This window comes from Pseudomonas sp. S4_EA_1b (genome assembly GCF_016307435.1).
In the GTDB taxonomy this organism is placed as follows: Bacteria; Pseudomonadota; Gammaproteobacteria; order Pseudomonadales; family Pseudomonadaceae; genus Aquipseudomonas; species Aquipseudomonas rhodesiae.
In genome coordinates this window covers 66,923-78,785 of sequence record NZ_JAEILC010000068.1, presented here as the reverse complement: position 1 = coordinate 78,785, position 11,863 = coordinate 66,923, and the positions used below count along the sequence as shown (strand labels likewise).

Below are 11,863 nucleotides of genomic sequence, written 5' to 3'. Positions count from 1 at the left end.
GGGATATACGCTGTTTAATATTATTTGAGTTTAGAAGGATCCTATCTAGTTCTGCTATGCATTTGTCGACAAGTTCTTTGTCGGTGAACGATGAAAGCTTCATTGCGTCATCCTCCCATGTATAGCTCAAGAGGATGCAGTCATAAGTGTCATTGTTGTTGTAGCGGTAAGTGTAAGCGTCATGAATGAAACTGTCGGTGACAATGGCTTGGGGTATTTTTTTGTTGAAGCTTAGGAATGTTTTTTTCAATGGTGCATATACTTTGCAGCTGCTTTCCCAATGAGCTGTCTTGTAGGCGGTTATCGTTTCGAAAGGCAGCATTTTTTGATCAAATCCCTCGAGCTGAATTTGCGTTTCTATCAGCCATGACGGAAGCGTCATGACGACTGAGTCAGCATCAATAAACTCTTGCTTGGTCATGAGAGGGGATGTGACGTTCCAATCGTAATAAACCCTGATTTTTGCGTTGCTAAGTTTTTTAAGTTTTGTGACAGCGCAGTTTGTCAATAATCCAGCAGGGTTTTTAATTAGATGTTCGTAAGGTGAGTCTGCGGTTTCGCGCGATTTTATAAAGAGTAGGGACTCTGCCAGCGAGGCGAGGCCAATATAGTTTGGTTTACTAAATTTTAGCCCTCTTGAATCACTGATTGTCCTTGCTTCAAGATAGGGAGATGGTATCGGTTTACCATCGCTATCCACGCGTCCGTGGATTAGCTGTAGATGACTGCTGAAGCCAAACATCGCTGTGCGTATCGGGTAAAGTGAGCATACATCGTAGAATGCCCCCCAACTGCCGTCACCAATACCGATAGAATAAAAAATAGCAGATTCCTGCGCGGTCATACCCATCCCGCCGAAATTCCCAGGATCAATCTGCGACCATTGATCTATGGCAGGCATCTTCACGAGATCACGAAACGAAGTTGCTTCGTATTTTTTCACGATCGCAGCCCACATTGTCTCCCAGTACTCGGAGCCGTAATGCTCGCAGATATGCAGTGTCATCCGCTCGGCAAAGGTTTTCCACTTGGTAAATACGAGGCGTAAGAGTTCTCCAGGCGGAGCCGTTTTTCCATCTGTATTTTTCCAAATAAGCATGTTCGGTTCACTATCCCCATCCAAGCATCCCTCACGCAGATAGATCCCGGTTGAATGGACTGTAGGGCTTCCGGGGTTTGGGAAATCGGAGTGGACCAGTTCAAACTCGCTGGCGTAATAAGCCATGAGGGACCGGCCATCTTTGGGAGGCTCATTTGTTTTGTTGAAAAAAGGCATTCTCATTGCACCTAACTCAAAAGGAGGGCGACCAACAGTGGCCGTGTTGTTGCTGCCGAGGGCCGTAAAGTGTCGGCCGCCTACGCGGCTCGACTTTTCAATCAATGTAATATTTTCGAAACCGCATCTATGCAATTCGCGAACAGTCGTTAAGCCTGTAATACCTGCACCTATTACGCAGATTTTGTGGCCTACGTCGGTCGCTTGGGCGATGCCATTGTCTTGCTCCACCAACATTCGATAGTCGAAACACAAGTCGGGTGGATTGGGGAATGAGGCTCTCCAATTTTTGTTAGCGTTTCGCTTTTTTTGACGATGCTCCCGGGCGATATCTGCGGGGTAATTGAAACTGGAGCCGATGGTCATTTTTAATCTTCCTGTTCAGAGGTATTGGTCACTCTTTAGGTTGAACATCAACACCGAATGTGAAAATCAGCAGCGTGTGATTTGAGGTAAAGGTAAGTCGCCGTCGCGTGTAGGTGGAGGGCGTCTGACGGTTGTCTCCAAGCTTGCCAAGCCCGCCCGATTCTGGGAAAACGCTGAGTTTTCAACTTTCAAAGAGTCCCTATGAACCCCAACGAACTCCAGATCACCGACATCCGCCCAGGCACCGGCAAAGCCGTGGTCAAAGGCGCGCTGATCACCACTCAATACACCGGTACGCTGGCGGACGGCACCGTGTTCGATTCCTCTTGGGAGCGCGGCAAGCCCTTCCAGTGCGTGATCGGCACAGGGCGCGTGATCAAGGGCTGGGACCAGGGCCTGATGGGCATGCAGGTGGGCGGGGTGCGTCGCTTGTTCGTGCCGGCGCATCTGGCGTATGGCGAGCGTTCGATGGGCGCGCATATCAAGCCCAACAGCGATTTGCATTTTGAGATCGAGTTGCTGGAAGTGCTGACGCGGGATGATTAATCCCTGGGCAAATGATCAGGAGGAGGGAGCGCGACATGGAGGTTTTGCCTGAATGCGGGGTTGAAGGCATTCGCGTGAGTGAATTGCACGCTGCCGACGAGGCGCAGTTGCAGTGTTTTTTTGAGCAAGCACCGGATTATTTCATCGCGGTAAATGGCGAGCCGGCCCGCCCGACCGAGGCGCGCGAAGAGCTACAGAGCCCGTTGCCGCCAGGCTGGCAGTGTCGACGGATGTATTGGCTGGGTTACCGCGATGCGGAGGGGCAGCTGGTCGCGGTCGTGAACATGGCTGCCGATGTGCTTGCTGCCGGCGTGTGGCATATCGGTTTGCTTCTGGTGCACACACGCTTGCACGGCACCGGGTTTGCTCAGCGCCTGCATTCAGGCTTGCAAGCGTGGGCGGTAAAAAACGGTGCCCGATGGTTGCGGCTGAGTGTGGTGATCGGCAATCGCAAGGCCGAGCGTTTCTGGTCCCGGCTCGGCTATGTGCCGGTGCGCACGCGCGCAGGGATCGTCATGGGACGCCAGGAAAATAGCGTGTCGATTCGGGTCATGGCGTTGTGTGGCGCAGGGATGGATGAGTATTTGAGCCAGGTGCCGCGAGACCGAGCGGATGCCTCTTGACCCAGACTCTCCGTCGCCCAAGACGCCCTTCCTGAACCCATCCTGAAGAACTTTCTTATTCATCATGCAGAAACTTTCCTACGGTTTACTCTCCGGAAATCGGGGCGTAAGCTTCGCGCGTTTTCATCAATTGCGGAGACCCTCAGTGGGTACTTGTTCGAGTGACAGTAGTCGGCCGGTTCTGATAACCGGCACATACTTGGCAAGATAACGCGCATGCTTTCGATGCCGTTGTCTCGCCACTAACGCGAGAAGCGGCATCCCGGCCGCAGCCTGTCCTGGCTGTGCCTCGATCCTCTCTCATCGACGCTGACCAGCTCCCGGGTTCTCTCGGGCTGCTACGGACGCGCCTGCCTTTTATCCGGCGGGCGAGCCCGGTGTGACTGTGCCTGTTCGAGGGCGCGGTGCGCACGGGCCGTACCTGCACGACGGTTTCCTCGCGCAGGAGTAATACTCATGAACCTTGCTCTGCTTAAAGAGTTCTTCGCCGGCTTCCTGCGGACCCGGCACATTGCCCGGCACTTCCGTCGCCTGGCCATGCTTGAGACCGTCAACGACGCCAGCGTCAGCCGCGAAGTGCCGCCGACCCTGGCACAAACCCTGGTCGGCGCGGCTAACAGCAGCGCTGTGCAATTGCTCGGTACGCTGGGCAGCCACACCGACGGCCTGACCGCCGCCGAGGCCGACGCCCTACGCGTGCAGTACGGCCTCAACGAGGTCGAGCACGAGCAGCCGCTGCCGTGGTGGGTGCACCTGTGGCACTGCTATAAAAATCCGTTCAACCTGCTGCTGACCCTGTTGGCGGTGATCTCCTGGCTGACCGAGGACATGAAGGCCGCCACGGTGATCTTCTCCATGGTGGTGCTCTCGACCTTGCTGCGCTTTTGGCAGGAGGCCAAGTCCAACAAGGCCGCCGATGCGTTGAAGGCCATGGTCAGCAACACTGCCACGGTGCTGCGCCGGGATGACGGCAAGCGCATCGAACTGCCGATCAAGCAACTGGTGCCGGGCGATCTGATCGTGCTGTCGGCCGGTGACATGATTCCCGCCGATTGCCGCGTGCTCAGCGCCAAAGACCTGTTTGTCAGCCAGGCGGCGATGACCGGCGAATCGATGCCGGTGGAGAAATTCGCCCTGCAGCAGGACGCCCAGACTCGTAACCCGTTGGACCTGGAAAACATACTGTTCATGGGCACCAACGTGGTTTCCGGTGCGGCCACGGCGGTGATCCTCACCACCGGCAACAGCACCTATTTCGGCGCGCTGGCCCAGCGGGTCACCGCTACTGACCGTGCCACCACCTCGTTTCAGCATGGGGTGAACAAGGTCAGTTGGTTGCTGATCCGCTTTATGTTCGTGATGGCGCCGCTGGTGCTGTTCATTAACGGCTTCACCAAAGGCGACTGGACCGAAGCGCTGCTGTTCGCACTGTCGATTGCCGTGGGCCTGACCCCGGAAATGCTACCGATGATCGTCACCTCGACCCTGGCCAAGGGTGCGGTATTTCTGTCGCGCAAAAAAGTCATCGTCAAGCGCCTGGACGCGATCCAGAACTTTGGCGCGATGGACGTGCTGTGCACCGACAAGACCGGCACCCTGACCCAGGACAAGATTTTTCTGGCACGCCATGTCGACGTGTGGGGCGAAGAGTCCGACGACGTCTTGGAAATGGCCTACCTCAACAGTTACTACCAGACCGGCCTGAAAAACTTGTTGGACGTGGCGGTGCTTGAACATGTGGAAGTGCACCGTGAACTGAAGGTGGGTACGGCGTTTCAGAAAGTCGATGAGATTCCGTTCGACTTCAACCGCCGGCGCATGTCGGTGGTGGTGGCTGAACAAGGCCTGCCGCACCTGCTGATCTGCAAGGGCGCCGTGGAAGAGATTCTGTCGGTGTGCAACAGCGTGCGCCACGGCGACACCAATGAAGCGCTGACCGAAGAACTGCTGGCGCGCATCCGGCAGGTGACTGCTGCTTTCAATGAAGAAGGGCTGCGCGTGGTAGCGGTGGCCGCGAGGCCAATGACAGCGGGGCGTGACACCTACAGCCTGGCCGATGAAAACGACCTCACGCTGATCGGTTATGTAGCGTTTCTCGACCCGCCCAAGGAAAGCACTGCACCGGCACTCAAAGCGCTCAAGGCCCACGGCGTGGCAGTCAAGGTGCTGACTGGCGATAACGAACTGGTCACCGCAAAGATCTGCCGCGAAGTCGGCCTGGAGCAACAGGGCCTGCTGATGGGGAACGACATCGAAGCGATGACCGACGCCGAACTAGCCGTGGCGGTGGAAACCACCAACGTGTTCGCCAAGCTCACGCCAGCTCACAAGGAGCGCATTGTGCGCCTGCTCAAGGCCAACGGGCATGTGGTGGGCTTTATGGGCGATGGCATCAACGATGCACCGGCGCTGCGTACGGCGGATATCGGTATTTCGGTGGACAGCGCGGTGGACATCGCCAAGGAAGCCGCGGACATCATCCTGCTGGAAAAGAGCCTGATGATCCTGGAGGAGGGCGTGCTGGAAGGTCGGCGCACCTTCGCCAACATGCTCAAGTACATCAAGATGACCGCCAGCTCCAACTTCGGCAACGTGTTCTCCGTGCTGGTCGCCAGCGCGTTCATTCCGTTCCTGCCGATGCTGCCGATGCACCTGCTGGTGCAGAACCTGCTGTATGACATCTCGCAGATCGCAATTCCGTTCGACAACGTCGATGCGGACATGCTGGCCAAACCGCAGCGCTGGCAGCCGGGGGACGTGGGGCGCTTTATGTTGTTCTTCGGGCCGATCAGTTCGATCTTCGACATCACCACCTTCGCCCTCATGTGGTACGTGTTCGATGCCAATACACCGGATCACCAGACGCTGTTCCAGTCCGGCTGGTTCGTGGTGGGCCTACTGACCCAGACGCTGATCGTGCACATGATCCGCACCCCGAAAATCCCGTTCCTGCAAAGCCGCGCGGCGCTGCCGTTGATGGTGATGACCGGCGTGATCATGGCGGTGGGCATCTTTTTGCCAATGGGCCCGCTGGCGCACTACTTCAAATTGCAGGCGCTGCCATCGCTGTACTTTGTGTTTTTGCCGGTGATTCTGCTGGCGTACATGGGGCTGACCCAGGCGGTGAAGGGCTACTACATCCGTAAGTTTGGCTGGCAGTGAAACGGGGCGATTTACCATGCAGGCAATCAACAACATCAACCTCGATTCCCTGATCGATACCCTGGTCAGCCTCACCGCAGCGTTTATTCTCGGTGGGCTGATCGGCTTCGAACGTCAGTACCGCCAGCGCACGGCGGGGCTGCGCACCAACGTGCTGGTGGCGGTGGGCGCGGCCATTTTTGTCGACATGGCCAACCGCCTCGGTGGTGCGGACGGCGCGGTGCGCGTGGTGGCTTATGTAGTGTCGGGCATCGGCTTTCTGGGCGCGGGCGTGATCATGCGTGAGGAAGGCAATGTGCGCGGGCTTAACACCGCCGCCACGCTGTGGGCGTCGGCGGCGGTGGGTGCCTGCGCCGGCGCGGACCTGATTCTCGAAGCGCTGCTGGGCACCTTGTTTGTGCTGGCGGCCAACACCTTGCTGCGGCCGATCGTGAATAACATCAATCGTCAGCCGCTGGATGTGGTGTCGGCGGAGGTCACCAATATCTTGTATGTCATCGCGCGGCGTACCCAGCAAAAGGCCGTGTTGGCATTGCTCGAAGCGGAATTGGCGCGCTGCAACTACCCGGCCAGCGACGTGGACGTGCGCCCGTTCGGTCCAGAGGAAGTGGAGATCGAGGCCACACTGGCCGTGACCTCGGTGGACGGTGACGAGTTGGATGCGCTGGTGGCGCGCATCTCCATGTCGACCCTGGTGGTGCAGGCGTTCTGGAGCCCCAGTACCACCGAGTAAGCCCCTGAGGGCGGACGCCTACGCTGCCGAGCTTGGCTATGCTCTAGCGAGGAAAACTCCTACAAGTATTCGGGACTAGCCCTTCATTTGAACACGCGCACCGTTGCTATGGTTGCGCGCTTGCGCCCGCTTTGCATCAAGGCGCAACGCTACGTTTTTACTGTGTGTTCGAAAAAGAGGGGGCCTGTACTGCCTGTAGGCGTTGCGCTGAGTAATCAGAACCGTTTGTCGGAACTGTTACTTTTCACAGGTAGATGAGGCTCGCTTGATATGTAAGCGTATTGATCCTCCCAGGGGAGTCTTATGAGCAACAAAGCTTTAATTGTGGATGATCATCCTTTTATACGTGCCACCGTCAAATACCTGTTGAAGCAAGAAGGCTTCGATAAGATTTTTGAAGCAGGCAATGGTGCCGATGCGATGCAGATTGCCCGAGAGGAACGCCCGGACCTGGTCATTCTCGACTTGGCGATGCCCAAGCTCGGGGGGTTGGAGGTTATCAGTCGTATCAAGGCCCTGGAACTTCCCTGCAAGATCCTGGTGCTCACGTCGTATCTGGCGGAGTTCTTTTCCACTCGCTGCATGCGCGCCGGTGCGATGGGGTTTGTCGCTAAAACCGGTGAACTCGATGAACTGCAAAAGGCTATCAGAGCGATCCGCTCGGGCTACAGTTGTTTTCCCAGCCTGGCCACCAGTTCGGTACGCCGTGACGATCTGCAGTCCTCGGAGAAGGAATTGGTGGATTCGTTGTCGGACCGCGAACTGACTGTGTTGCAGAAACTGGCCCTGGGCCTGGGCAACAAGCAGATCGCTGCGGATATGCTGTTGAGTCACAAGACCATCAGCACCTACAAAACCCGGCTCAAGGAAAAACTACGCATGTCCTCGGTGGTGCACTTGTCCAAGTTCGCCCAACGCAATCATCTGATTTGAAATGATCACCTCTCGGCTGGCGAAACTCACGGCCATCCTTCTGATAGGGCTGTTGCCGCAGGCGGCGATGGCCCTGGACGAACCGCATCAACTGCAGTTGCTGGGTCACTCCACCCTGAAAGACGCTTCCGTGACGCTGGACGAAGCCGACTGGCGCTGGCTGCGGGAGCGCCGCGTGCTGGTGATGGGCGTGTCCGGGCCGGATTACGCCCCGTTTGACTTGACCAACAACAAGAACGAGCTCGAAGGCATCACCGCCGATTATGCGGCGTTGATTGCGGACATATTGAATGTGGCGGTTGATGTGCAGCGCTTCGACACCCGCGATGAGGTGATCGAAGCCCTCAAGACCGGCGTCGTAGATTTTGTGGGTTCGGCCAATGGCTATGAAGCGGCCGACCCGCAACTAGTGCTGTCCCGCTCTTATGCCAATGACCAACCGGCATTGGTCACACGCAGCGGCGACAGTCACGCCCTCAGCGCGGACCTGGCGGGCAAGCGCGTGGCGATGCTTTACCACTATATGCAGCCCGACGTCGTCCAGGCCTTTTATCCCCATGCGCAGTTGCTGTTGTTTGGCTCGACGTTCGAAGCCATCGGCGCCGTAGCGTTCGGCCAGGCGGATGTGTACTTGGGCGATGCGATCAGTGCGCGTTACCTGATCAACAAGAACCATCTCAATAATGTGCGCTTGGCGGATTTCTCTGCGTTGGAGGTCAACCCGTTCGGCTTTGCCTTCGTCAAGGACAACACCCGCCTACTGACCATCATCAACGCTGCGCTGGCAGCGGTGCCGGCCAACCAGCAGATGGAAATCCTGCGCCGCTGGAGTGCCGGCGGCAGCGGCTTCCTGGACGCCGACCGGCTGCGTTTGAGTGCGAGTGAGCAGCGTTGGCTGGAGAAAAATCCCCGAGTGAAAGTGGCGGTGCTCGATAAGTTCCTGCCGCTGTCGTATTTCAACGAGCAAGCGCAATTCGAAGGGTTGAGCGCCGAGGTTTTATCGCGCATCAGCCTGCGTACCGGTTTGAAATTCGATGTGGAGCGTGGCAGCTCGCTGCCTCGGCAAATTGATGAGGTCAGTACTGGGCGAGCGGACATGCTGGCGGTCGTCACGCCAAGCGTGGAACGCTCGGAGAAAATCCGTTTTACCCGGCCCTACCTGTCTAACCCCTATGTATTAGTGGTGGCCTCCGGCAATGAGAACCTGATCACCCTGGAAGACATGGTCGACAAGCGTCTAGCGTTGATCGGCGGTGGCGGTCTGGCGTCCTACATCGCCGTGCACTACCCGCGGGTTGTTTTCGTCGATGTGGAAAACCCTGAGCAGGCCATGGAATTGGTGGCCAATGGCAGTGTGGAGGCTGCCGCGGTTTCGCTGATCAGCGCGCGTTATATGATCGCGCGCCATTACCGTGATGGACTGCGCATCACCAGTACCATCGGCACCGAGCCGGCGCGCATCACCTTCGGGGTCAATCGTGGCCAACTGGAGCTGTACTCGATTCTCGATAAAGCCTTGTTGAGCATCACGCCAGAAGAAATGGACGAGCTGACCAATCACTGGCGCAACGAGATCATCGTGGAAGACAGCTATTGGATGCGTCATCGCAATGTGATTATTCAAGGCTTTGGCCTCGCCGCGTTGCTGCTATTGGTGACGTTGGGCTGGATCCTCTATCTACGCAACCTGATTCGCAAGCGTGCCCAGGCCGAGCGGGCGTTGAGCGATCAGATGCGGTTTATGAGCGTGCTCATCGACGGCACCCCCCATCCGATTTACGTGCGTGACCGCCAGGGTCGGCTGATGGCCTGTAACAATGCTTACCTGGACGTGTTCGGCTTCAAGCTCGAAGACGTGATCGGCAAGACCGTGGTGGAAACCGACACCGGCAACCCGCCTCAGGCCCAGTCGTTCCATGCCGATTACCTGCAGTTGATGGAGCGTGGCGAGCCACAGATTCATGACCGCGTGCTCAAGCTTCCCAGTGGCGAAGTGCTGACCATCTATCAATGGATGCTGCCGTACCGTGACGGTGACGAAAAGGTCGTGGGCATGATTGCCGGCTGGGTCGATGTCAGTGAGCGCCAGCGCTTGCTGGGCCAATTGCAGGAAGCCAAGGAAGACGCCGACGCCGCCAACCGCGCCAAGACCACGTTCCTGGCCACCATGAGCCATGAGATTCGCACCCCCATGAACGCCGTGATCGGCATGATCGAACTGGCGCTGAAGAACGCCGAGCAGGGCCGAGCCGATCGCGATGCACTGGAAGTGGCCTCGGTGGCCTCGCGCGGCATGCTGGAGCTGATCGGCGATATTCTCGATATCGCGCGCATCGAGTCCGGCCATCTATCCCTGACCCTGGCTCCGGCCAACCCGCACGAACTGCTGACGTCAGTCGCACGGGTGTTCGAGGGCCTGGCGCGAGACAAGGGACTGGCGCTGCAGGTGGAACTCGATCCGTTGATCGACTGTGCGGTGATGCTTGACCCGTTGCGCTTCAAGCAGGTGGTGTCCAACCTATTGGGCAATGCGATCAAGTTCACCGCCACCGGCCAGGTGCGCCTCGGCGCAATGGGCGCGACCCATCTGGACGGTCACTTGAACCTGAGGTTATGGGTTGAAGATACGGGCATCGGCATCAGCGCCGAAGACCAGCAGCGTTTGTTCAATCCATTTATACAAGGCGGCAATCACGAACAGTCCGCGCGCAGCGGTTCGGGCCTGGGCCTGGTGATCAGTCGCAACTTGTGCGAGATGATGGGCGGCCAACTGCACCTCACCAGTGTGCTGGGCAAAGGTACACGGATTGACGTGGCGTTGGTGCTGGCACTGACGACCGAGGCGCCGGTCTCTTTGCCTGTGCCGCACATCCCGCCGGCCCGGGCGCTCAACATCCTGGTGGTGGACGACTACCCGGCCAATCGCGTGCTGTTGGCGCGGCAACTGAGTTTCCTTGGGCATCATATCGTGACGGCCGACGACGGCGAGCAAGGGCTGGCGTTGTGGCAGAGCGGGCATTTCGATGGGGTGATCACCGATTGCAACATGCCCCTCAAGGATGGTTACGCGCTGACCCGCGACATCCGCGCCCAAGAGCGCCAACGTGGCCTGGTGCCGTGCCTGGTGTTGGGATTTACCGCCAATGCCCAGCCCGAAGAAACCGCGCGTTGCCGTCAGGCCGGCATGGACGGGTGTCTGTTCAAACCAACCGGTCTGGAGGATTTGCGCTCGGCGCTGGCGCCACGCACAGCGTGTGTCGTCAGCGACGAGGCTGAACCGGCGTTCAACTTGAGTGCATTGACCGCGCTGACGGGCGGTGACAAGGCCGCGCTGGAGGAGCTGTTGGCGCCGTTGCTTGCCAGTCTTAAAGAAGATAGCGCCATGTTGTCGACGCTGTACGAGCAGCGCAATTTCCCCAAGCTGCATGATTTGGCCCATCGCGTTAAAGGAGGGGCGCGTATGGTCAAAGCCCAGGTGCTGATCGCGTGCGCCGAAACCTTGGAAAACGTTTGTGAGCGTCGTCAGCTCGACGCCTTGGGCGCGGCGGTCGAGGCCATAAGGTCGGCCATCGACAGCCTGCATCACAGCTTGGCACTTCGCTGCAATCAGACATGACGGGGATAGAAGGTCATTCGGCCGATTTGGGAGAACTCCTACGTGAACGGGGAACATGCCTGATTTTGTCGTCGGAATATGTCTGGACAATGGGCGGGGCTCAATCACGAGCACTGCCTGCCCAGGGGGGTTGCCATGCCGAACAAAGCACTGACTATCCTGATTGCCGATGAACAGCACCTGCAACGGCTGTACATCGAAAAAATGCTCAATCAATTGGGGTACCACCGGATTGTCCCGGTGCAAACCTTTGAAGAGGTTCAGATACTCACGGCCATCCCGGCCGAGCCGTTTGATGTGCTGATCATCAATGCGGGGCTGCTGGTCGATACTTGCGAGCCGCAACCTCAGGCTCGCCATGTGCTGGTCTACGACCACCTCGATCTCTGCAAGCCGACCGGCGCTACGCCGGCGGTACTGGTGCGCTTGCCGGGTGTGCCTGACAACGTCAATCTCGAGCACTTCATGGATATCATCGACCCACCCGAGGCCGCTACCGGCCTTCGGGTGTTGCCGTGGCTGCGCGAGCTATCGCGCCAGCCGGTGGCAGGCGCCTAGCCTCACTGCGAAACGATGCCTGGGCCGCTCAGCGGCGGACATGTCCGCAC

At 58.0% G+C, this 11,863-nt stretch carries 8 protein-coding genes; 7 read left to right on the top strand and 1 reads right to left on the bottom strand.

Features of this window, described 5'->3' with window-relative positions; genetic code table 11:
• On the bottom strand, positions 1-1,642 hold a 1,642-nt coding region (locus YA0848_RS21545; protein ID WP_198731405.1), incomplete at its 3' end, for an FAD-dependent oxidoreductase.
• Between the two features lie 201 nt (positions 1,643-1,843).
• Here YA0848_RS21545 and YA0848_RS21540 point away from each other — a divergent pair.
• From YA0848_RS21540 to YA0848_RS21510, 7 genes are all read left to right on the top strand, one after another.
• Entirely contained in the window at positions 1,844-2,188 is a 345-nt protein-coding gene (locus YA0848_RS21540) for an FKBP-type peptidyl-prolyl cis-trans isomerase (protein WP_034097238.1), read from the top strand.
• A gap of 35 nt (positions 2,189-2,223) precedes the next feature.
• Positions 2,224-2,811, top strand: coding sequence for a GNAT family N-acetyltransferase (locus YA0848_RS21535; RefSeq protein WP_169869070.1), 588 nt, complete (start codon positions 2,224-2,226; stop codon positions 2,809-2,811).
• A 456-nt stretch (positions 2,812-3,267) separates the two neighbouring features.
• Positions 3,268-5,973 (top strand): magnesium-translocating P-type ATPase, encoded by a 2,706-nt coding sequence (gene mgtA, locus YA0848_RS21530; protein ID WP_047882556.1) that lies wholly within the window; start codon positions 3,268-3,270, stop codon positions 5,971-5,973.
• Between the two features lie 16 nt (positions 5,974-5,989).
• Entirely contained in the window at positions 5,990-6,706 is a 717-nt protein-coding gene (locus YA0848_RS21525) for an MgtC/SapB family protein (RefSeq protein WP_034097241.1), read from the top strand.
• A 303-nt stretch (positions 6,707-7,009) separates the two neighbouring features.
• Positions 7,010-7,639: a response regulator transcription factor gene (locus YA0848_RS21520; RefSeq protein WP_034097243.1), complete on the top strand. Its 630-nt coding sequence runs from the start codon at positions 7,010-7,012 to the stop codon at positions 7,637-7,639.
• A 1-nt stretch (position 7,640) separates the two neighbouring features.
• Positions 7,641-11,255, top strand: coding sequence for a transporter substrate-binding domain-containing protein (locus tag YA0848_RS21515; RefSeq protein WP_169903886.1), 3,615 nt, complete (start codon positions 7,641-7,643; stop codon positions 11,253-11,255).
• 135 nt (positions 11,256-11,390) lie between these two features.
• Positions 11,391-11,813: a hypothetical protein gene (locus YA0848_RS21510; protein WP_034097247.1), complete on the top strand. Its 423-nt coding sequence runs from the start codon at positions 11,391-11,393 to the stop codon at positions 11,811-11,813.
• Positions 11,814-11,863: the final 50 nt, after the last annotated feature.

Coding starts and splice junctions, on each gene's coding strand:
- YA0848_RS21540 (WP_034097238.1), top strand. CDS start 1,844: ATGAACCCCAACGAACTCCAGATCACCGACATCCGCCCAGGCACCGGC.
- YA0848_RS21535 (WP_169869070.1), top strand. CDS start 2,224: ATGGAGGTTTTGCCTGAATGCGGGGTTGAAGGCATTCGCGTGAGTGAA.
- mgtA (WP_047882556.1), top strand. CDS start 3,268: ATGAACCTTGCTCTGCTTAAAGAGTTCTTCGCCGGCTTCCTGCGGACC.
- YA0848_RS21525 (WP_034097241.1), top strand. CDS start 5,990: ATGCAGGCAATCAACAACATCAACCTCGATTCCCTGATCGATACCCTG.
- YA0848_RS21520 (WP_034097243.1), top strand. CDS start 7,010: ATGAGCAACAAAGCTTTAATTGTGGATGATCATCCTTTTATACGTGCC.
- YA0848_RS21515 (WP_169903886.1), top strand. CDS start 7,641: ATGATCACCTCTCGGCTGGCGAAACTCACGGCCATCCTTCTGATAGGG.
- YA0848_RS21510 (WP_034097247.1), top strand. CDS start 11,391: ATGCCGAACAAAGCACTGACTATCCTGATTGCCGATGAACAGCACCTG.